This window comes from Stenotrophomonas sp. 86428_Sma (assembly GCF_056481585.1).
Map to the genome: position 1 here is coordinate 338,326 of NZ_CM151156.1, position 21,675 is coordinate 360,000.

Consider the following 21,675-nt stretch of genomic DNA (forward strand, 5'->3'; position numbering starts at 1 on the left):
GGCGGGCGCTCAGCCGAACAGGCGGGGCTGGGGCGGCGACAGCAGGCCTCGTTCAGCAAACGAAACGGGGCGGCCCTCACCGACCACGAAGTGGTCCAGCAGGCGCACGTCCACCATCGCCAGTGCCTGCTGCAGTTCGTCGGTGATGCGGGTATCGGCGCTGGAGGGTTCCGGGTCGCCGGAAGGGTGGTTGTGGCTGAGGATCACCGCTGCCGCGTTGTGCAGCAGGGCGCGCCGCACCACTTCGCGGGGGTAGACCGGTGCGGCGTTGATGGTGCCGTGGAACAGCTCCTCGCAGGCGATCAGCCGGTGCCGGTTGTCCAGGAACAGGGCCATGAAGATCTCCCGGGCCTGCCCGCGCAGGCGGTGCTGCAGATAGCGGCCGACCGCGGCCGGGTTGTTGCCGACCGCTTCGCCGTGTTCCAGCTCGGCAGCCAGGTAGCGGTGGGCCAGTTCCAGCCCGGCAGCCAGCGTACAGCTGCGCGCCGGGCCGAGCCCGGGCAGGCGGGCCAGGTCACGCGCGGGGCGGTCCAGCAGCACCCGCAACGGGCCGTGCGCCTGCAGCAGGTCGCGCGCGGTCTGCACGGCATCGCGGCCACCGAACCCGGAGCCGAGAAACAGGGCCAGCAGTTCGGCGTCGGAAAGTGCCGTGGGCCCGCGCGCGATCAGCTTCTCGCGGGGGCGTTCCTGTTCGGGCCAGTCATGGATGGGCATGCCTGCATCATCGCCAGCCTGCGTGGCGGCTCCCATCGGTGCATACCGCAGCACCGGGTCGGGCGATGCCTCACCCGCGCCGGGTCTGCAGCCCGCGCCGGGTCTGCAGATAGTCGAACAGTTCCTGGTTGTTCTGCAGGCCCAGCTTGCGCTTGGCTTCGGCCTTCTGCCGGCTGATGGTCTTCGGGCTGCGCCCGCAACGCTCGGCGACGGCATTCACGCTGAGCCCGGCCGCCAGCAGATCCAGCACTTCCTGTTCCCGCGCCGACAGCGGCGACGGTTCGCGTGGAAACAGCAGGTCGCGCGCCTGCAGGTGGTGGCGCAGCTGCTGGGAGACGAAGACCTGCCCGGCCAGTGCGGCGTTCAGTGCCTGCGGCAGTTCGGCGAAATCGGCGCATTTGTCGACCAGCCCACTGATGCCCTCGCGCAGCAGTCCGTCCAGCAGCCCGGGATGGCGGGCGCCGGTCAGCACCACCACCGGCAGCCCGGGGTGACGCACGCGCAGCGCGTCGATCAGCTCTGGACCGTCCGGGCCGTCACCCGGCATCGACAGGTCGGTCAGCACCGCATCGCAGTCGTGGTGGTCCACCAGCTCCAGCAGCTGGGCGCCGTCACGTGCACTGCCGACGATGTCCATCAGGTGGGTCTGCAGCACGATACGGATGCCATGCAGGACCACGGGATGGTCGTCGGCAATGATGATGCGTGGATGCACGAGGCTCCTCGAAGGTCGAACAGGCCACGGCAGACGGCAGCCAATGCCTGATTCTGCAAAAGCGCAGACCCGTAGAGGTATAGGAAAGGTCCGAAACCGATGCCCGGCTGACCCAGGGTCAGGCGCAGCGCGCTCCATCTACTGATAGCTGTCCGCTATGTGCACCCTGCACCGGGACATTACCGACCATCGGGTAAGCTAGCGCCCTCGTTTGCACAGGAATTCCAGGTGGCTGACTCCCCCAACGCTTCCCCCGCGCAGGCCCGCGCGCTGGAAGGTCAGAAACTGCTGTTGTGCGTCGGAGGCGGGATCGCGGCCTACAAGGCCCTGGAACTGGTGCGGCGCCTGCGCGACGCCGGTGCCCAGGTGCAGGTGGCGATGACCGCCGGTGCCCAGCAGTTCGTCACTCCGCTCAGTTTCCAGGCCCTGTCCGGGCAGCCCACCCGCACCACGCTGTGGGACAGCGCCGCCGAACAGGCCATGGGCCACATCGAGCTGGCGCGCTGGGCCGACCGCATCGTGGTTGCCCCGGGAACCGCCGATCTGCTGGCCCGGCTGGCCCAGGGCCATGCCGATGACCTGGTCAGCACGCTGTGCCTGGCCAGTACCGCGCCGTTGACGATCTGCCCGGCGATGAACCATCGCATGTGGCTGCACCCGGCCACCCAGGCCAACATCGCCCTGCTGCGCCAGCGCGGCGCGCAGGTGATCGGCCCGGTCGATGGCCCGCTGGCCGAAGGCGAGTCCGGTCCGGGGCGTCTGGCCGAACCGGGCGACATCGTGGCCGCGCTGGCCGCCAATGGCAGCAGCGCGGCGTCCGTTGCCGCGCCGGAAACCCGCGCGCTGCAGGGCCTGCGCCTGCTGATCAGCGCCGGCCCGACCTATGAAGACATCGATCCGGTGCGCTATGTCGGCAACCGCAGCAGCGGCAAGATGGGCTTTGCCCTGGCCGCGGCCGCCGCCGCGATGGGTGCTCAGGTGGTGCTGGTCAGCGGCCCGGTACAGCTGCCGACGCCGCCCGGCGTGCAGCGTGTGGACGTGCGCTCGGCTGCGCAGATGCGCGATGCCGTGCTGAAGTCGCTGCCGGCCGACATCTATATCGGTGCCGCTGCAGTGTCCGACTACACGCCGCGCCAGGTCGCGCCGCAGAAGCTGAAGAAGACCGCCGACAGCCAGTCGCTGGTGATCGAGCTGGTGCGCACGCCGGACATCCTTGCCGAGGTGGCTGCGCAGACGCAGTCGCTGAAGCTGGTGGTCGGCTTTGCCGCCGAAACCCACGACGTGGAGAAATACGCGCGTGGCAAGCTGGTCGACAAGCGCCTGGACCTGGTGATCGCCAACCAGGTCGGCATCAGCGGCGGCGGTTTCGAGAGCGACAACAATGCCGCCACGGCCTTCTGGCAGGACGGTGAACAGGTATTCCCGGCCACCTCCAAGCGTGAGCTGGCCGAACAACTGCTGGCGCTGATCGCGCGGAGACTCCAGGCATGACCCAGGCTTTCACTTCCCAACCGCTGCAGGTCAAGCTGCTCGATCCGCGCTTCGGCGACAGCTGGCCGCTGCCGGCCTACGCCACCGAAGCCAGCGCCGGCATGGACCTGCGCGCGGCGCTGGATACCGCGCTGACCCTGCAGCCGGGTGACACCGCGCTGGTGCCCAGCGGCCTGGCCATCCACATTGCCGACCCGAACCTGTGCGCGGTGATCCTGCCGCGCTCGGGGCTGGGCCATCGCCACGGCATCGTGCTCGGCAATGGCACCGGCCTGATCGACGCCGATTACCAGGGCCCGCTGCTGATCAGCGTCTGGAACCGTGGCCGCGAGGCCTTCACCATCGAGCCGGGCGATCGCATCGCGCAGCTGGTGATCGTGCCGATTGCCCGCGTCAGCCTGCAGGTGGTGGATACTTTCACCGACAGCGTGCGGGGAACGGGTGGATTCGGCCATACCGGGGTGCGTTGACAGGGGACATCGATGAGCGGCATCGGGGAAGGACAGCGGGGACGGTCGTTGGGACGCAGTGCGCCACTACTGGGGGTGCTGCTGATCCTGCTGGCCGGCTGGTTCGGATGGAGCGCAGTGCAGCAATGGCGCCAGGAGGCCAACGGCCAGGCGCTGGAAGCTGCACGTGACCAGGCCGTGCAGGGCCTGCAGGAGGCCGCTGCCGGCCAGCTGAAGCAGCTGCAGCAGCAGCTGAAGAACGAGCGCGTGCAGCAGGCGCTGCAGGCCGGTGATGCCGCTGCGGCGGCACTCGCGGTCCGCGAGAGCTGGACCGGCGTCGAGCACGCCGAGGTACTGGCCGCCGATCTGGCCAACGCCTACGCCGCCCCGGCCGCCTTTGGCTATGCCCGATTGGCGCTGCTGGAAGCGGCATTGGCCGAAGGCAAGCCCAGCCTGCGCGTTGTCCGCGATGGCGGTGGCAATCGCCTGGGCCTGGCAGCGCCGGTTCAACTGGGCAGTCTCGGCCCGGCGGTGCTCTACGTGCGCCAGCCATTGCTGCGGCTGACCTCACCGCTGGACCAGGTGAGTGCGCCATCGGCCGGTTTCCTTGGCCTGCGCCAGGGCGCGCATGACCTCGTCGCCCAAGGCGATGCCGCCCTGGCCGAAAGCGCCGAAGCACTGGCGCGGCCGATTCCGGGGACGCCGTTGCGGCTGGTGGCCGCGGTACCCAATGTCGAACCTGGTCCGCTGGGCCTGGGTTCGCTGGCCAGCGCCATCGTTGCGCTGCTGCTGGCGTTCATCGCCGTGCTGCTGGTGGTGGGGCGCGGCCGCCTGCCGAAGTCGCTGCCGCTGCCGCGCCGGGCGACCGTGGCGGAAGCCGATCATGGCCCGACCCTGAGCGAGAGCCTGCAGATGGCGCCGCCGCCGGTGGCCGAGGCCAGCACAACTGATAGTGCACCGCCGCCCCCGCCACCGGTTCCGGCCGAGGAACTGGCGGCCGGTATCTTCCGCGCCTACGACATCCGCGGCGTGGTTGGCAGTGAACTGACGCCGAAAACGGCGGCGCTGATCGGCCAGGCCATCGGCACCGTGGCCCTGGAGCAGGGCCTGCGCGAGGTGGTGATCGGCCGCGACGGCCGCCTGTCCGGCCCGGAACTGGCCGCAGGGTTGGCCGAGGGCCTGAGGCGCGCCGGTTGCGCGGTGATCGACATCGGCCTGGCACCGACCCCGGTCGTGTACTACGCCGCCTTCCATCTGCGTACCGGCACCTGCGTGGCGGTCACCGGCAGCCATAACCCGCCCGAGTACAACGGTTTCAAGGTGGTCATCGGCGGCGAGACGTTGTCCGGTGATGCCATCACCGATCTGTACCAGCGCATCGTCGAAGGCCGCCTGGTACAGGCCGCCGAGCCGGGCGATTACCAGCAGCGCGATGTCAGTGCCGACTACATCCAGCGCATCGCCGACGACGTGCAGCTGGACCGCCCGTTGAAGGTCGTGGCCGATGCCGGCAACGGCGTGGCCGGCGCGCTCGCGCCGCAGCTGCTGGAAGCGATCGGTGCGGAAGTCATCCCGCTGTACTGCGATGTCGACGGTACCTTCCCCAACCATCATCCCGACCCCAGCGAGCCGGCCAACCTGGAAGACCTGGTGCAGACGGTGAAGCGCTTCGGTGCCGATCTCGGCGTCGCCTTCGATGGCGACGGTGACCGCCTGGGCGTGGTCACCGGCGAAGGAAAGATCATCTATGCCGACCGCCTGCTGATGCTGTTCGCCGCCGACGTGCTGATGCGCAATCCGGGCGCGATGGTGATCTACGACGTGAAGTGCACCGGCAAGCTGTCCGACCACGTGCTGCGCAATGGTGGCAGCCCGCTGATGTGGAAGACCGGGCATTCGCTGATGAAGGCGAAGATGCGCGAGACCGATGCCGAGCTGGCCGGCGAGATGAGCGGCCACTTCTTCTTCAAGGAGCGCTGGTTCGGTTTCGACGATGGCCTGTATGCGGCTGCGCGCCTGCTGGAGATCCTGGCCCAGCGCGAGGAGACTCCGGACGAGGTACTGGCAGAGCTGCCGGAGATGGTGGCCACGCCGGAGCTGAAGGTGCCGGTGGCCGAAGGCACGCCGCATGCGCTGGTGGCGATGCTGGTGGCGGCGGCGCAGTCGCCGGACAACCCATATGTGGGAGGTCGCCTGTCGACCATCGACGGCCTGCGCGTGGACTTCCCCGATGGCTGGGGCCTGGTGCGCGCCTCCAACACCACGCCGGTGCTGGTGCTGCGCTTCGAGGGCAATGACGAGGCGGCGCTGGAACGCATCCAGGCGCTGTTCCGCAGCCAGCTGCAACCGGTGCTGGGCGACACCCCGCTGGGGTTCTGAGGTGGGGCCGGGCTGCGCCCGGCACCCGCCGAAGCAACGGCAACAGCAACATCAACATCAAAAGCGGGCTATCCGCGGGATGGTGGGGCGGTGTCGGAGTGCGGGGACGCCGCAAGTACGTCCCTGTAGGCTTGGCAGCCGCATCCATGCGGCTGACACCCCGCACTCCGACACCGCCCCACCCCAGACAATTTCCGCGATCTGTCGGAATGGCATGGACCGCTGTTGGTAGGTGTCGACCTTGGTCGACACAGTAGATCCACGCCATGCGTGGATGCTCTTCCGGATTCGCTTTGGTGGATGCCGGCCGTTGGTCGGCACACCCTCACCCCTTGAACCGCAGCCCGACGCCCGGTTCGGTGAACAGGTAGCGCGAATCCAGCGCTGAATCACCCAGCTTGTGCCGCAGCTTGCCGACCAGGATGCGCAGGTAATGGGTGTCGTGCTGGTGGGTCGGACCCCAGATCTCCTGCAGGATCTGTGGCTGGGTCACCACCCGCCCGGCGTTGCGCAGCAGCAGCGACAGCAGCGCGTACTCCTTGCGGGTCAACGCTACCGGCTCGCCATCCAGCGCCACTTCACGGCGGACCAGGTCCACATGCAGGTGGCCATCGTCGAATACCGGCGGCGTGCCATCACTGGGCACGCTGCGCGTGCGCAGCAGCGCCCGCACCCGCGCCATCAGCTCCTGCGTGCCGAACGGCTTGGTCACGTAGTCATTCGCGCCGGTATCCAGCGCACGCACCTTCTCCGCCTCGCCGGCGCGCACGGTCAGCATGATCACCGGCACCTGGCTCCACTGCCGCAGCTGTTCCAGCACTTCGTGGCCTTCCATGTCGGGCAGGCCGATATCCAGGATCACCAGATCCATGTCCTCGCTGGCGGCCAGCTGCAGGCCTTCCTGGCCGGTGGCGGCCTGCCGCACCTGGTAGCCCTGCGCGCGCAGGCTGATGTCCAGGAACCGGCGGATCTGGGTTTCATCATCGATCACCAGCACGCGCGCGGCCGGCACGCTGGCATCAATCGGGGTCGGGCTCATCGTGGGAGGCTGGCTTGAGCAGGGGCAGGGTGATGCGGATCAGGGTACCGCGACCGTCGCGTCCGGGCAGCGCCTGCACGCTGCCGCCATGCGCGCCGATCATGCCCTGGCAGATGGTCAGGCCCAGGCCGGTGCCGTGGCGGCCACGGTCGCCACGTTCAACGCTGTAGAACATGTCGAAGATGCGCGCACGCTCGTCGTCGGGAATGCCGGGGCCGGCATCGATCACGTCGATGCGCAGCTGGCCGTCCAGTTCACGCGCCTGCACCTGCACGGCAGCATCCGGCGGTGAGAACTTGGCCGCGTTTTCCATCACGTTGAACACCGCCTGTTCGACCAGCGCCGGGTGTACCCAGATCGGCGCCAGCGTGGCCGGAATGTCCAGCTCCAGCCGCACCTTCGGCTGGTAGCGCTGCAGGCGCCGTGCGGCCGAACCGATCAGTTCGTCCACGCCGATCCAGTCGCGGTTGATCTTCAATCCCTCGTGGCCGAGGCGGGTCATGTCCAGCAGGTTCTGGATGTAGCGGTCCAGCCGTTCGCCCTCGACCAGGATGGTGTCGAGCAGGGCACGGCGATCGGCCGTATCCATTGCCGTACCATAGCTGGCCAGGCTGTCGGCCGAGCCGATCATCGCCGCCAGTGGCGAGCGCAGGTCGTGCGACACCGAAGAGAGCAGCGCCGAGCGCAACCGCTCGGTCTCGTTGCTGACGTGCGCCTGCTCCAGTTCCGCCACCAGCCGCGTGCGCAGCGCGGCCTGCGCGATGTCATCGACCATTGCTTCGGCCAGCTGCCGTTGTTCGGGCAGCAGGCGCGCCTGTGCGCCGGGCAGGTACAGGCCGGCCACGCCGATCGCGCGGTCCTCGCCATCCAGCAACGGCAGGAACCACCACTGCGCGCCGGCCAGGGTGTCGGTGAAGCGGCCACTGGGCTGGCCATGGCGCAGCGCCCAGTCGGCGGCGGCCAGGTCGGTGTCGCCGGGCTGGCTGCGGCCACCGGTTGCGGTATCGGCGCCGATCCGCAGCCACGCCGGCACGTCCATGGCCTGTTCCAGTGCATGCCGACCCGCCTGCGCCACCTCGCCGTTGCCGGCGGCACTGGCCAGTTGGCGGCCCAGCTGCTGGCGCGCACGCGCATGGCGATTGGCTGCACGCAGCGCGATCACCTGCATGCGCAGGCGCGAGGCCAGGCGCCCGGCCACCAGTGCCGCGGCCAGGAACAGGAACACGGTGATCACGCCCTGGCGTGCACCGATGGCGAAGGTGAAGCGCGGCGCGATGAACAGGAAGTTGTAGGCGAGGAAGCACAGGATCGCCGCCATCACCGCCACGCTGGCGCGCGTGCGCGCAGCGACCAGCACCACCGCCACGATGAACACCATCGACAGATCGGCCATGCCCACCCAGCGTTCGGCCAGCCATGCCACCGCACAGGCCAACGCGGTGGCGATCAGTGCCTGCGCCGGTTCGTAGCTGATGCCGCGCACCGGCGGCAGCAGGCCCTCGCGGCGCGAGCGCGCACGTGCCTGCGGCGTGCTGATGATGGTGATCTCGTAATGCGCGCCGCGCTGGATCAGCTGCTGGGTCAGGGTGCGGTTGAACATCCGCGCCAGCGGGCGTTCGCGGGTCCGGCCGAGCACCAGGGTCGAGACGCCGTTGTGCGCGGCATGGTCGAGCAGGGCATCGGCGATGCTCGATCCGTGCAGCAGTTCGGCGTCGCCGCCCAGGCGCCGTGCCAGTGCGAAGGCCGCATCGATTTCGCGCCGGGTCGCCTCGTCCTGGCGTCGGCCCTGCACGGTCACCACCGTCCACGGCGCATCGCGGCGTTCGGCGATGCGACGCGCCACCCGCACCAGGTATTCGCTCTGACCGCCGCCATCAATGGCCACCAGCACGCCGCGACGCAGCGGCAGGTTGCTCTCGCCGCGTGCGGCGCGTGCTTCACGCAGGCTGCTGTCGACGCGGTCGGCGGCTTCCTGCATCGCCAGTTCACGCAGCGCGGTCAGGTTGGCCGGCGAGAAGAACGCCTGCAGCGCCTGCGCGGCCTGTTCGGGCACATAGACCTTGCCCTGCTGCAGGCGCGCGATCAGTTCGCGTGGCGGCAGGTCGACCAGCACGATGTCGTGCAGGCGGTCGAGCACGACATCGGGCACGGTCTCGCTGACCCGCACGCCGGTGATGCGCATCACCACATCATTGAGGCTTTCCAGATGCTGGATGTTGACCGTGGTCCAGACGTCGATGCCGGCGTCCAGCAGCTCCATCACGTCCTGCCAGCGCCGCTCATGGCGGCTGCCCGGCGCATTGCGATGGGCCAGTTCGTCCACCAGCACCAGCGCCGGATGCCGTGCCAGCACGGCATCCAGGTCCATCTCCTGCAGGGTGTGGCCGTGATAGGCCACTGCCTTCAGCGGCAGCTGTGGCAGGCCCTCCAGCAGCGCCTGGGTATCGGCGCGGCCGTGGGTTTCCACCAGGCCCACCACCAGGTCGACACCGCGGCGCAGCTGTTCCTGTGCGCGGGTCAGCATGGTGTAGGTCTTGCCCACGCCCGGCGCCGCACCGAGGAACACGGTCAGCTTGCCGCCGGCTTCGCGTTGCAGGCCTTCGACCAGGGCATCGGCCTGGCGGGTACGCGCATCAGTCATGGGTGCCATTGTGCGCGCAGCCGGTGCAGGCCGGCATCACGGTGCCTTGGCCGCGTGGTCCAGCGCGAAGTTCAGCGTCACCACGTTCACCCGCGGCTGGCCGAACAGGCCCCATTGGCGACCTTCGGTATGCGCCTGCACCAGTGCCTGCACGCGTTCCACCGGCAGGCCACGGGCGCGCGCCACGCGTGCCACCTGCAGCTGCGCCGCGGCCGGCGACAGCTGCGGATCCAGGCCGCCGGCGGACTGGGTGACCAGGTCTGCCGGTACCTGTGCCGGGGCGACACCTTCGCGCGCGGCCACCGCAGCCGTGCTGGCGGCAACACGTTCGGCCAACGCCGGGTTGCTGCGCGCCATGTTGGAACCGGCCGCGGCCATCGGGTCGTAGTTGGCCGCTGACGGACGTGCCTGGAAGTAGCCGTCACCGGTGAACGGCTGCGACAACCATGCCGAGCCGCGTACCTGGCCGTTGCCATCGCGCAGCAGGCTGCCCTCGGCCTGGGTCGGGTAGGCCAGGCCGGCAAAACCGGTGGCGATACCGGCGTAGACCGCACCGGCCAGCAGCAGGGTGGCCAGGCCCAGGCCGATCGCCGGGCGCCAGCTGGCGCCGTCCTGCAGGCTGGCCACGCGGGCCTCGGCTTTTGCTTCGCGGGACAGGGAGGTGGAGGTGGAAGCGGAACGGTTCATGCGCCGAATACCAGGACAAGAAGGAGGTCAATTACCTTGATCGCTGCGAACGGCAGCAGCACGCCGCCGAGGCCGTACACCAGCATGTTCCGGCGCAGCAGTGCGGTTGCAGTGGCCGGGCGGAAGCGCACGCCACGCAGGGCGAGCGGGATCAGGGCGGGAATCACCAGGGCGTTGAAGATCAGCGCTGCCAGCACCGCATTGCGCGGGCTCGACAGCTGCATCACGTTCAAGGCGGCCATGGTCGGAACGGCCGCGGCGAACAGCGCCGGCAGGATCGCGAAGTACTTGGAGACGTCGTTGGCCAGCGAGAAGGTGGTCAGCGCGCCGCGGGTGATCAGCTGCTGCTTGCCTACTTCCACCACCGCCAGCAGCTTGGCCGGGTCCGAATCGAGGTCGACCATGTTGCCGGCCTCCTTCGCCGCCTGCGTACCGGAGTTCATCGCCAGACCGATGTCGGCCTGCGCCAGCGCCGGCGCGTCGTTGGTACCATCGCCGACCATCGCCACCAGGCGGCCACCGGCCTGTTCCTGGCGGATGCGCGCCAGCTTGTCTTCCGGACGGGCTTCGGCGATGTAGTCATCGACGCCGGCCTCGGCAGCGATCGCGGCGGCGGTCAGCGGGTTGTCGCCGGTGATCATCACCGTGCGGATACCCATCGCCCGCAGCTGCGCGAACTTCTCGCGCATGCCGTGCTTGACCACGTCCGACAGCTCGATCACGCCCAGCACATGGCGGCCCTCGGCCACCACCAGCGGGGTGGCACCATTGCGCGCGACCTGCTCGACGCGCCCGGCCAGTTCCGCCGGCACGTTGCCGCCCAGCGCCTGCACGTGGGCACGGATCGCATCGGCGGCACCCTTGCGGATCTGCCGCCCATGTTCCAGGTCCACGCCGGACATGCGGGTCTGCGCACTGAACGCCAGGTACTCGGCGTGGTCCGGTTCGGCGGTAGCGCAGCCCTGTTCGCGCGCCAGGCGCACGATCGACTTGCCTTCCGGGGTCGGGTCGGCCAGCGAAGACAGCAGTGCGGCCTCGCGTAGCTGGCTGGCATCGATGCCGGCCAGCGGATGGAAGTGGCTGGCCTGGCGGTCGCCGTAGGTGATGGTGCCGGTCTTGTCCAGCAGCAGCACGTCGACGTCGCCGGCCACCTCCACCGCCTTGCCCGACTTGGCCAGCACGTTGGCGGCCAGCGCACGGTTCATGCCGGCGATGCCGATGGCCGGCAGCAGGCCGCCGATGGTGGTCGGGATCAGGCACACCAGCAGCGCGATCAGCAGCAGCGGATCGACCTGCACGCCCACGGCCGCGCCGATCGCCGGCAGCGTCGCCACCACCACCAGGAAGGTCAGCGTCATCGCCGCCAGCAGCAGGGTCAGCGCGATCTCGTTGGGGGTCTTCTGGCGGTTGGCACCTTCCACCAGCGCGATCATCCGGTCCAGGAAGCTGTGGCCCGGCTCGGCGGTCACCCGCACGATGATCTGGTCGGACAGCACCTTGGTGCCGCCGATCACGCCGGAACGGTCGGTACCGGCCTCGCGCAGCACCGGCGCCGATTCGCCGGTCACCGCGGCTTCGTTGATGGTGGCCAGGCCCTGCACGATCTCGCCATCGGCCGGCACCAGCTCACCGGCACTGACGATCACGTGGTCGCCCGGGCGCAGTTCGGCGGCCGGCACCTGGGTTTCGGCGGCGCCCGGCTGCGGCGCCGCCAGCCGGCGTGCCACCAGGTCCTGGCGGGCACGCCGCAGCGAGGCGGCCTGGCCACGGCCACGCGCTTCGGCCACCGCTTCGGCGAAGTTGCCGAACAGCACGGTCACCAGCAGGATCACGGTCACTGCCAGGCCGAAGCCCAGCGGCGCATTGCCGGTCAGGGTGACGATCGCGGCCACGATCGTGCCGGCCATCACCACCGCCATCATCGGGCTGCGCACCAGATGCATCGGCGACAGCTTGCGCACTGCGTCGACCAGCGCACGGCGCAGGCCGGCGCCATCCAGCAGGGCAGGGCGCGCTGCATGGGTACTACGGGTTGAACTTGCTTGGGTACTCATCAGGGTGTCCTTAGTGCAGTCCCAGGCTCAGGTGGTCGGCGATCGGGCCGAGTACCAGCGCCGGCATGAACTGCAGCACGGTCAGGATGACGATCACCGAGACCAGGGTCAGGGCGAAGGTCGGGGTTTCGATCTGCAGGCTGCCGGCAGACTCCGGGGCCTGGCGCTTGGCAGCCAGCTGTGCGGCCACCACCAGCGGAATGATCAGCAGCGGGAAGCGGCCCAGCAGCAGTACCAGCGAGCAGCTCAGGTTCCACCACAGCGTGGCGTCACCCAGCCCTTCGAAGCCCGAACCGTTGTTGGCGTAGGCCGAGACGTACTCGTAGAAGACTTGGCTGATGCCATGGAAGCCGGGGTTGGAGGTCCCTGCCAGGCCGGGTACGGCCAGGGTGATCGCGGTGAACACCAGCAGGGTGATCGGCTGCAGCAGCACCAGCAGGGCCAGCAGGCGCACCTGTGGCGTCTCCAGCTTGCGGCCGAACAGTTCCGGCGTGCGCCCGGTCATCAACCCGGCCAGGAACACACCCAGCAGCAGGTACACGATGAACTGCTGCAGGCCACAACCGATGCCGCCCCAGATCGCGCTGACCAGCATGTTGACCATCGCGATGCCGCCACTCAGCGGTGCCAGCGAATCGTGCATGCCGTTGACCGAACCGTTGGAGACCTGGGTGGTCACCGCCGCCCACAGCGCAGTGCCATCGGCGCCGAAGCGCACCTCCTTGCCTTCCATCAGCAGCGGAGTGGCGGCGCTGGTGCTATGCCCTTCGCTCCACATCATCGCGCCGGTGGAAAGCAGCGACATGCCCAGCATGCAGCTGAACACCAGGGCGCCGAAGCGACGTCGGCCGGTGAACGCACCGATCATGAAGATCACCGCCATCGGCACCAGCAGGATGCCGACGATTTCCAGCGCGTTCGACAGCGGCGTCGGGTTCTCCAGCGGGAAGCTGCTGTTCGGGCCGTACCAGCCGCCACCGTTGGCGCCCAGCTGCTTGGCCGCGACCATCGCCGCGACCGGGCCCAGCGGCAGCTTCTGTTCGGCCATGCCGGCGCTGGCGTCGATCGGCGTGGCCTGCGGCCCACCGGCCATCGTCGACGGCACGCCCTGGCTGGTCAGCAGCAACGTCCACACCAGGCACAGCGGCAGCAGGAAGCGCACGCACAGGCGCACCACGTCCACGTAGTAGTTGCCCACCGCCACCTGGCGGTCATCGCCGGTACCCGTCGCCACCGCAGCCTGCGGCGCACGCGAGAACAACGCCCGCAGCGTCGCCACTGCCAGCGCCAGGCCCATCATCGGCGTCACCACCTGCAGGCCGGTGATGCCGGTCATCTGCGAGAGATAGGACAGCTGCGCCTGGCCAGAATAGTGCTGCTGGTTGGTGTTGGTCAGGAACGAGATCATCGTGTGCAGCGCGGTGTCCCAGCGCATGTTCGGGATCTGGTCCGGATTCAGCGGCAGCCAGGCCTGCGTCATGAACACCGCCTGGGTCAGTACCGCGACCACCACGTTGCTCAGCACGAAGGCCAGCACGTAGCCGCGCCAGGACATCGAGCGCGACGGATCGACCCCGAACACCCTGTACAGCGGCTTCTCGATCCAGTGGAACAGCACGTCGACCTTCATCGGAGTGCCACGCATCACGCGGGCCAGGTACAGGCCCAGCGGCCACGCCAGCAGCAGGCTGGCGGCAATAATCACAAGCATCTCAGTCATGGCCGGCTCCGCTCAGAACGACTCGGGCCGCAGCACGACATAAAGGAGATAGGCGGCGGCGACCAGCACCAGCACGCCACACAACAACGACAGCCAGGGGGACATTGCAATAGCGTCCTGGTGGAACCCCTCCACCTCAGGCCGTCATCGTCGTCCTGCCGCCCATAAACGCACTACGCGCCGGACCGGGCCGACGCGTAAAGAGTGCATAAATTCCGTGGTCCAATCCGTAACCAGGCCCTGGGTAGCGCCGGGCCATGCCCGGCGACGGGAGCGTGGTCAGCCCGCCGGAGCCTGGCTCGCCGACACCAGCCCCTTCAGCTCGCGATAGCGCTGCAGGGTGCTGTCGATCTCGGCCTTCAACGCCTGCTGCTGCTGCAGGAACCCGGCTTGCAGCCGTTGCTGCGACTGCAGTTGCACGTGCCGCTGGCGGATCGCCTCGGCCTGCTTGTCGGCCACCTTGCCACCGGCCAGTTCGCGGTCACCTGCAGCCGCCAGCAGCGCCACCAGCGACTCACGCAGGCTGGTGACGTTGTACTCGGCGGTCTTCAGGTTGTTGTCCAGCACTTCCTGGCGCTCGGCGAACACCCGGCGCAGGTCGTCCTCGCTGCCATAGGTGGTCAGCATCGCCTGCTCGGTGCGCTGGCGGGTCTGCGCGGCCATCAGGTCCAGCTGCTGCTGCGCCGCCTCCGTGCTGGCGGCTGCGCGCTCTTCGTCGGTCAACGCGCGCTGGACCTGCGCATTGCGCAGGCCACTCTTCGCGTTGAACTCCTCGCGGGCATGGTTGACCGCATCGGCCGGCAGCGAATCACTGCAGATCCGCTCCTTGCCCTCGTTCCAGCAGTACAGCTTCTTTTCCGTCTTGCCGCTGTCGCGCGACTGCGCCGGTACGGTGAACGGCACGGCCAGCAGCAGGCCGGCAAAGAGGACAGCTGGAACTCGGGACATGACCTTTCCCCTGGGTCGGTCAGCGGATCGAACGGACGCCGTACTGGGCCCGGTAGGCTTCCAGCGGCTGCCGGTAACCCACAAGTTCCGGGTTGCCGGAGGCGAAATCAAGCAGGTCGGCCAGCGACGCCACGGCGATCACCGGAATGCCGGCTTCCTCGGCCACCGACTGCGCCGCCGAACGGCGATCGGTTTCCGAAGCGATCTCCTGGCGGTCCAGCGCCACCACGATGCCGGCCGGGGTGCCACCGGCGGCGCGGATGATGCCCAGCGCTTCACGGATCGCGGTGCCAGCGGTGATCACGTCGTCGACGATCAGCACGCGCTTGCCGTTCATGTCGGCGCCGATCAGCTGGCCGCCTTCGCCATGGTCCTTGGCTTCCTTGCGGTTGAACGACAGCGGCAGGTCACGGCCACGCTGGGCCAGCTCGCAGGCCATCGCGGTGGCCAGCGGAATGCCCTTGTAGGCGGGGCCGAACACCACGTCGTACTTGATCCCGGTGGCATCGATGGCATCGGCGTAGCAGGCGCCGAGCTGCGACAGCAGCGAACCGGAGTCGAAACGACCGGCGTTGAAGAAATAGGGGCTCAGCCGGCCGGACTTGAGGGTGAACTGGCCGAAGCGCAGGGCGTCGGCGGTCAGGGCCAGCTGCAGGAAACGGTGGCGGTGGTCGCTCATCAAAACTCGATTCATCTTCATTTGGAGCACAAATCCTAATCCAGCTGGGCGTTTCGCGCTCGTCCGGGGCCCTGTGAAGGGTGTCGCGGCCCGGCCTGGCGGACTGCGCAGCCCCGCGGGCAACCGGTATGCTTGCCCGGTTTCCCGCCGCAGGTCCCCCGCATGCGCATCATCAGTTTCAACGCCAATGGCATCCGCTCCGCCGCAACCAAGGGCTTCCTCGACTGGTTCCGGTCCCAGGACGCCGACGTCCTGTGCATCCAGGAGACCAAGGCCCAGGAAGACCAGCTGACCGACCCGATGTTCCGCCCGGACGGCCACCACTGCTTCTACCGCGACGCCATCACCAAGAAGGGCTACAGCGGTGTGGCGATCTACAGCAAGCGCGAGCCGGACCAGGTGATCACCTCGCTCGGCTGGGCCCCGTTCGACGACGAAGGCCGCTACATCGAGGCGCGCTACGGCAACCTCAGCGTGGTCTCCTTCTATATCCCGTCGGGCAGCTCGGGCGACCTGCGCCAGGGCTTCAAGTTCGAAGTGATGGAATGGTTGCGGCCGATCCTCGAGGAATGGGCGCGCAGCGGCCGCGACTACGTGCTGTGCGGCGACTGGAACATCGTGCGTTCGGCGCTGGACATCAAGAACTGGAAGTCCAACCAGAAGAACTCGGGCTGCCTGCCGGAAGAGCGCGACTGGCTCAATGCCCTGTGCGCCGACCATGGCCAGGCCACCGATGTCGCCGCCGGCCGTGGCTGGGCTGACGCCTACCGCCTGCTCAACCCCACCGGCGAGGACTACACCTGGTGGAGCAACCGCGGCGCTGCCCGCGCCAACAACGTCGGTTGGCGCATCGACTACCAGTTCATCACCCCGGGCCTGCGTGACCGCCTGCGCAGCTGCTCGATCTACCGCGACGAGCGCTTCTCCGACCACGCGCCGTTCATCGTGGACTACGACCTGTGACCGAGGCTGCCAAGCCGCGTCGGCCGTGGCAGCAGGTGGTGTCCAACCTGAGCCAGCGCAAGGTGCTGGCGATGCTGCTGCTCGGCTTCAGTTCCGGCCTGCCGATCTATCTGGTGGGCAACACGCTCGGCTTCTGGATGCGCAAGGAAGGCATCGAGCTGAGCACGATCGGTTTCCTGTCATGGGTCGGGCTGGCCTACACCATGAAGTTCCTGTGGGCGCCGATCGTCGATAAGACCGACGTGCCTCTGTTCGGTCGCTTTGGCCGCCGCCGTGGCTGGATGCTGCTGTCGCAGCTGGTCGTGGTGGTGGGCCTGGTCGGCATGGCGCTGGTCCAGCCCAAGGGGGGCCAGATCCAGTTCCTGGGTATCGCCTGGCAGCACATCGTCGTGTTCGGCGTGATGGCCGTGATCGTGGCGTTTGCTTCGGCCACCCAGGACATCGTCATCGATGCCTGGCGCATTGAAAGTGCTGACAACAGCGAGCAGCTGGGCCTGCTGACCTCATCCTCGGCGCTGGGCTATCGCACCGCATTGCTGGTCACCGATGCGCTGATCCTGATCATCGCGGCCCGTGTCGGCTGGCAGGTCTCGTACGAGATCATGGCCGTCCTCATGGCGCTTGGCGTGGTGGCCGTGGTCATGGCCCGTGAGCCCGCGCGGGAAGTGGCTGCCGTGCAGGCTCAGGCGACCTCGCTGTGGACGCCGCGGGGCCTGTTCGACGCCGTGGCGGGGCCGTTCATCGCCTTCGTCCGCGAGCATCGTAGTGGTGCGATCCTGATCCTGGTGGCCATCAGCGTCTATCGCTTGGCCGACTTCGTCATGGGGCCGATGGCCAACCCGTTCTACGTCGATCTCGGCCTGGACGAGGACACCGTTGGCGCTGTACGTGGCTCGGTGGGCCTGGTCGCGACCTTCGTCGGCATTGCTGCGGCGGGCCTGGTCTCGGTGCGCTGGGGAGTGCTGGCGGCGCTGATGGTGGGCGCCGTGCTGGGTCCGGCCTCCAACCTGGCGTTTGCCTGGCTGGCCTATTCGGGCCCGGACACCACCCATTTCGCGGTGGCCATGGCAATCGACAACTTTGCCAGCGGTTTCGCCGGTACGGCGCTGATCGCCTATATGTCGAGCCTGACCAGCATCGGATACACCGCAACCCAGTACGCGCTGCTGAGTTCGTTCTACGCGATGCCAGGCAAGGCGCTCAAGGGGCTCTCGGGGTGGTCGGTACAGACGCTCGCACAGGGCCGGACGCTGCTGGAAGGCTACGCGCTGTTCTTCGTCGGTACCGCGCTGGTGGCGATCCCGGTGGTGATCCTCTGCGCCCTGCTGATCCTTCAGCAGCGTCGTCGCCAGGCCGCAAGCGCCACCTGATTGCCTGCCCGCCCGGTCTGCGGGATCATCGCCCCCGACGCGCCGAGGGGGCGGTGCCTTGCGAACGGGGAAGTGAGCATGGCCGACGTTGTGCTGCGGGACCTGGACCCGCTGCTGCTGGAACGTATCCGACGTGTCGCGGTTGCCCGCGGCTGGACCCACGAACAGACCTGCACCGCCTTGCTGGAGCAGGGCCTGTTCAGCAGTGAACTGGAGGTCCGCTCCGGCTTCGGCGATCCCGAAGTGGACGCGCTCTCCGATGCCATCGCCGCCCTGCAGGCCCTGCCCGCAGGGCAGGGCTTCGATTAGTGCCCATGTAGCGTCGAGCCACGCTCGACCGCCGTTCCCGGTAGATCCACGCCATGCGTGGATGACCACATCACGCCAGGTGGATCGCCCCCAGGATCCGCGGCCCCGTCGCCCCGGTCACGCTCGGCAGGTTGCCGGCCAGCCCGTCCATCGTCCGCTGCGCCAGCCAGGCGAAGCCCATCGCTTCCACGTACTCCGGGTCCAGCCCATGCACCGCGCTCGACTCCACCTGCACCCCCGGCAGCCGTGCAGCCAGCCGCTTCATCAGCTGCCGGTTGCGCACCCCGCCGCCGCAGACCAGCAGGCGCCGGGTCTGCGGCTGCTGCGCCAGCAGCGCATCGGCCACCGTCGCCACGGTCAGCTCCAGCAGGGTGGCCTGCACATCGGCGGCAGCGTACTGGCCTTCGCCCATGTGGGCCTCGGCCCAGGCCAGGTGGAACTGCTCACGGCCGGTGCTCTTCGGCGGCGGCAGCGCGAACCACGGCTCCGAACGCCAGCCGGCCAACAGGCGTTCGTCCACCGCGCCACTGGCGGCATACGCGCCGTCGGCATCAAAGGTGCGGCCGGTGTGGCGCTGGCACCAGGCATCCATCAGCGCGTTGGCCGGGCCGGTATCGAAGCCACGCGCCGCGCCTTCGCGCGGGATCAGGGTCAGGTTGGCGATCCCGCCCAGGTTGAGCACGGCGCGGTCTTCATCAGCCGTGCCCAGCATGCCGAGGTGGAAGGCCGGCATCAGCGGCGCACCGTGGCCCCCGGCCGCCACGTCGCGGCGGCGGAAGTCGGACACCGTGGTGATCCCGGTCAGTTCGGCAATGCGGTTGCCGTCGCCCAGCTGCACGGTGAACGCCGGATTGGCCAGCGGGCGGTGGCGCACGGTCTGGCCGTGCGAGCCGATCGCGCGGACCTGGCTGCGGTCCACGCCGGCCTCGGCCAGCAGTTGATTGGCGGCTTCAGCGAAGCTGATCGCGATCCGCGCGTCCAGTTCGCCCAGCTCCTCCAGCGAGTCCAGCGGGCCCCCTTCGCCCAGTGCCACCAGCCGCGCCCGCAGCACCGGCTCCCAGCGGGCGGTCAGGCCATGCACGAAGCGGCAGCCAGCGCCGCTGGGGAACTGCACCAGCGCGGCATCGATGCCATCGGCGCTGGTGCCCGACATCAGGCCAAGGTACAGGGGGGCGTCAGCGTCGACAGTTGTGTTCATGGCAGGCATAAAAAAAGGACGCGGCAAGCTTGGGCTGCCGCGTCCTTCTTCGTCAACGCAGGGGCTCAGCCGCGCTTGCGGCCGGTTGCCTGTTTGTCCTTGGCGCTAGCCACCTCGGGGGCGGCCTCGTCGCGGCTGGTCGGTGCCGGGCTGGCGTCGGCGTAGATCAGCTTCTCCATGCCTTGGATGCGCGCCATCGCCGGTGCGGTCTGCGCGCGGAAGGCGACCAGCTCGGCGCCCTTCAGCGGCTCCGGCGGCGGCATGGTCACGGTCAGCGGGTTGCGGTGCTCGCCGTTGACGCGGAATTCGTAGTGCAGGTGCGGGCCGGTCGCCAGCCCGGTCGAGCCGACATAGCCGATCACCGTGCCCTGGGCCACGCGCTGGCCGGTCTTGATGTTCGCAAAGCGCGACATGTGGCCGTACAGGGTGGTGTGGCCGCGGCCGTGGTCGAGGATCACCACGTTGCCGTAGCCGCGCTGCACCCCGGCGAACTGCACGCGGGCGTCGCCGGCGGCCATGATCGGGGTGCCGGTGCGCGCGGCGTAGTCCACGCCCTTGTGCATGCGCATCTTGCCCAGCACCGGGTGCTTGCGCGCGCCAAAGGTCGAGCTCAGCCGCGCGAACGGGATCGGCATGCGGATGAAGCTCTTCTTCAGCGAACGGCCGTTGATGTCGTAGTACTCGGACTTGCCGTTGCGGTCGAAGCGGAAGCCGGAATAGGTCTTGCCACCGGTGGTGAACGTCGCCGCCAGGATCTTGCTGGTGTCCACCTTCTCGCCTTCGCGCCAGGTTTCATCCATCACCACGCTGAAGCGGTCGCCCGGCTGCAGGTCCTTCGAGAAGTCGATGTCGTACTTGAAGATGTCGTCGGTCATCGTCGCGATCGCCGACGGCGACAGCCCTGCCCGGCGCGCCGCGGCGTACAGCGAGCTGGTGATCTCGCCGCTGGTGACCACGGTGCGCGTGGAGGTCTCGCGTTTGGTCACCTTCTCCTTGATGTCATCGCCGGCCAGGCTCAGTTCCACCCGGTTGTCGGCATCGCGGTCGAAGCGGATGCTGCGCAGGTCACCGGACAGCGGCATGTCGAAGGCGATCTCGGCACCCGGGCGCAGCTTGGTCAGCGCCTCACGCGCACCTGGGTGGTCCAGTACCCGGTGCAGGGTGGTGGCCGGAATGCCGGCCTTGTCGAACAGGTCGCTCAGGGTCTGGCCGCGCTGCACCCGCAGCACCTGCCAGCTGTCTCCGGGCACCTGCTGCTGGCGGGCCATGGTCAGCGGCGGCAACGGCAGCGCCAGGCTGGTGTGGCTGTCGGCGAAGGGCGCGTCGATGGTGTGCGAGAAACCCGGGACGATGGTCGCCACCAGGGCGCCGATCGTCGCGAACAGGCTGGCATGCATCCAATGACGGCGCGTCCAGCGCTCATTGAAGGCGGCGGGAAGATGTTGCCTGAGCTTCCGATGCAGGGCGTTGTCGTGCAGGACGTGGAGGCGTTCCTGGAAGCGCTGCTTGCGTGCGCGCCCTTGTTCGGAATTGTGCATCGGCGGTTTTTTCCTGGCAGCCCGGGAGCGCGGGCCTGATCGCCGGTTACCATAGACACCTGAGAAAACCGCGTCAAACCCTTGTGCCCATTGGCTTTTGTGAAGCCAATCGGGTTAACTTTGCTTTAACACCCCACACAAGAATCGGCGTTGCCGGGAGTAGTCACGTGTCCTCGATTGAAGAAGCCCTTGCCCAGATCGGCCGTGGTGCCGACGAGATCCTCAAGCTCGAGGATCTGCGTGCGCGCCTGCAGGAGGGCCGCCCGCTGCGGATCAAGGCCGGCTTCGACCCCACCGCGCCCGACCTGCACCTGGGCCACACGGTGCTGCTGAACAAGATGCGCCAGTTCCAGGACCTCGGCCACCAGGTCATTTTCCTGATCGGCGACTTCACCGGCATGATCGGCGACCCGTCCGGCAAGAGCCTCACCCGCAAGCCGCTCAGCCGCGAGGACGTGCTGGCCAACGCCCGTACCTATGAGGAGCAGGTGTTCAAGGTGCTGGACCGCAGCCGTACCGAAGTCCGCTTCAACTCGGAGTGGTTCGGCAAGATGGGCGCGGCCGACATGATCCGCCTGGCCGGCCAGCACACCGTGGCACGCATGCTCGAGCGCGACGACTTCGCCAAGCGCTACGCCGCCCAGCAGTCCATCGCCATCCATGAGTTCCTGTACCCGCTGGTGCAGGGCTACGACTCCGTGGCCCTGGAGGCCGACGTGGAGCTGGGCGGTACCGACCAGAAGTTCAACCTGCTGATGGGCCGTGGCCTGCAGGAGCACCA

Annotated in this window: 19 protein-coding genes (1 of these 19 only partly in view); 7 read left to right on the top strand and 12 right to left on the bottom strand. The window is 68.5% G+C overall.

The genetic code is table 11. The annotated features are described in order from the left end of the window. Window positions 1-9 precede the first annotated feature (9 nt). Window positions 10-714, bottom strand: coding sequence for a RadC family protein (gene radC / locus ACZK3J_RS01490; RefSeq protein ID WP_032130338.1), 705 nt, complete (start codon window positions 712-714; stop codon window positions 10-12). Between the two features lie 70 nt (window positions 715-784). Next, complete coding sequence (locus ACZK3J_RS01495; RefSeq protein ID WP_182267097.1) at window positions 785-1,429, bottom strand: response regulator; 645 nt, start codon at window positions 1,427-1,429, stop codon at window positions 785-787. A gap of 228 nt (window positions 1,430-1,657) precedes the next feature. On the opposite strand from ACZK3J_RS01495, the gene coaBC reads away from it, so the two are divergent. Genes coaBC through ACZK3J_RS01510 form a run of 3 tightly spaced genes read left to right on the top strand, consistent with a single transcriptional unit; the run spans window position 1,658 to window position 5,748 of the window. Beyond that, the gene (gene coaBC, locus ACZK3J_RS01500; protein WP_336684376.1) at window positions 1,658-2,920 is read left to right on the top strand and encodes a bifunctional phosphopantothenoylcysteine decarboxylase/phosphopantothenate--cysteine ligase CoaBC; all 1,263 of its coding nucleotides are present in this window, start codon (window positions 1,658-1,660) and stop codon (window positions 2,918-2,920) included. Then, complete coding sequence (gene dut, locus ACZK3J_RS01505; protein ID WP_032130326.1) at window positions 2,917-3,390, top strand: dUTP diphosphatase; 474 nt, start codon at window positions 2,917-2,919, stop codon at window positions 3,388-3,390. Before coaBC ends, dut begins: the two co-directional genes overlap by 4 nt. Before the next feature lie 12 nt (window positions 3,391-3,402). Continuing rightward, window positions 3,403-5,748 (top strand): phosphomannomutase/phosphoglucomutase, encoded by a 2,346-nt coding sequence (locus tag ACZK3J_RS01510; protein WP_478476320.1) that lies wholly within the window; start codon window positions 3,403-3,405, stop codon window positions 5,746-5,748. Window positions 5,749-6,073: 325 nt separating this feature from the next. Here ACZK3J_RS01510 and ACZK3J_RS01515 read toward each other — a convergent pair whose 3' ends face one another. The 8 genes from ACZK3J_RS01515 to pyrE form a co-directional block, all read right to left on the bottom strand. Then, window positions 6,074-6,787, bottom strand: a complete 714-nt coding sequence (locus ACZK3J_RS01515) for a response regulator transcription factor (protein WP_004153862.1) — start codon at window positions 6,785-6,787, stop codon at window positions 6,074-6,076. Next, window positions 6,768-9,428 (bottom strand): ATP-binding protein, encoded by a 2,661-nt coding sequence (locus ACZK3J_RS01520; RefSeq protein WP_478476321.1) that lies wholly within the window; start codon window positions 9,426-9,428, stop codon window positions 6,768-6,770. Before ACZK3J_RS01520 ends, ACZK3J_RS01515 begins: the two co-directional genes overlap by 20 nt. Before the next feature lie 36 nt (window positions 9,429-9,464). Continuing rightward, window positions 9,465-10,115 carry a potassium-transporting ATPase subunit KdpC gene (gene kdpC / locus ACZK3J_RS01525; RefSeq protein WP_478476322.1) on the bottom strand — a complete coding sequence of 217 codons (651 nt, stop codon included), beginning with the start codon at window positions 10,113-10,115 and terminating at the stop codon, window positions 9,465-9,467. Continuing rightward, window positions 10,112-12,169 (bottom strand): potassium-transporting ATPase subunit KdpB, encoded by a 2,058-nt coding sequence (gene kdpB / locus ACZK3J_RS01530; protein ID WP_478476323.1) that lies wholly within the window; start codon window positions 12,167-12,169, stop codon window positions 10,112-10,114. The genes kdpC and kdpB overlap by 4 nt, the downstream gene beginning before the upstream one ends. Before the next feature lie 10 nt (window positions 12,170-12,179). Continuing rightward, a complete protein-coding gene (gene kdpA, locus ACZK3J_RS01535; protein ID WP_478476324.1) occupies window positions 12,180-13,889 on the bottom strand; it encodes a potassium-transporting ATPase subunit KdpA in 1,710 nt (569 codons plus the stop codon). Between the two features lie 12 nt (window positions 13,890-13,901). Further along, a complete protein-coding gene (locus ACZK3J_RS01540) occupies window positions 13,902-13,994 on the bottom strand; it encodes a potassium-transporting ATPase subunit F (RefSeq protein WP_005407770.1) in 93 nt (30 codons plus the stop codon). Window positions 13,995-14,168: 174 nt separating this feature from the next. After that, entirely contained in the window at window positions 14,169-14,837 is a 669-nt protein-coding gene (locus ACZK3J_RS01545) for a hypothetical protein (RefSeq protein ID WP_132808905.1), read from the bottom strand. Between the two features lie 19 nt (window positions 14,838-14,856). Continuing rightward, a complete protein-coding gene (gene pyrE, locus ACZK3J_RS01550) occupies window positions 14,857-15,516 on the bottom strand; it encodes an orotate phosphoribosyltransferase (RefSeq protein WP_010486876.1) in 660 nt (219 codons plus the stop codon). Window positions 15,517-15,678: 162 nt separating this feature from the next. On the opposite strand from pyrE, the gene ACZK3J_RS01555 reads away from it, so the two are divergent. The 3 genes from ACZK3J_RS01555 to ACZK3J_RS01565 all read left to right on the top strand — a co-directional run bounded on the left by ACZK3J_RS01555 (window position 15,679) and on the right by ACZK3J_RS01565 (window position 18,158). Further along, the gene (locus tag ACZK3J_RS01555) at window positions 15,679-16,479 is read left to right on the top strand and encodes an exodeoxyribonuclease III (protein ID WP_032128444.1); all 801 of its coding nucleotides are present in this window, start codon (window positions 15,679-15,681) and stop codon (window positions 16,477-16,479) included. After that, entirely contained in the window at window positions 16,476-17,849 is a 1,374-nt protein-coding gene (locus ACZK3J_RS01560; RefSeq protein WP_478476325.1) for an AmpG family muropeptide MFS transporter, read from the top strand. The genes ACZK3J_RS01555 and ACZK3J_RS01560 overlap by 4 nt, the downstream gene beginning before the upstream one ends. Before the next feature lie 78 nt (window positions 17,850-17,927). Beyond that, window positions 17,928-18,158 (top strand): hypothetical protein, encoded by a 231-nt coding sequence (locus ACZK3J_RS01565; RefSeq protein ID WP_088023589.1) that lies wholly within the window; start codon window positions 17,928-17,930, stop codon window positions 18,156-18,158. A gap of 70 nt (window positions 18,159-18,228) precedes the next feature. Here ACZK3J_RS01565 and ACZK3J_RS01570 read toward each other — a convergent pair whose 3' ends face one another. Next, complete coding sequence (locus ACZK3J_RS01570; RefSeq protein ID WP_478476326.1) at window positions 18,229-19,356, bottom strand: anhydro-N-acetylmuramic acid kinase; 1,128 nt, start codon at window positions 19,354-19,356, stop codon at window positions 18,229-18,231. 65 nt (window positions 19,357-19,421) lie between these two features. Then, complete coding sequence (locus ACZK3J_RS01575; RefSeq protein WP_032128447.1) at window positions 19,422-20,894, bottom strand: M23 family metallopeptidase; 1,473 nt, start codon at window positions 20,892-20,894, stop codon at window positions 19,422-19,424. Window positions 20,895-21,061: 167 nt separating this feature from the next. On the opposite strand from ACZK3J_RS01575, the gene tyrS reads away from it, so the two are divergent. Beyond that, window positions 21,062-21,675 carry the 5' portion of a tyrosine--tRNA ligase gene (gene tyrS, locus ACZK3J_RS01580; protein WP_478476327.1) on the top strand. It continues 598 nt past the right edge of the window, so the window shows 614 of its 1,212 coding nt (coding positions 1-614); it begins with the start codon at window positions 21,062-21,064; the stop codon falls past the right edge of the window.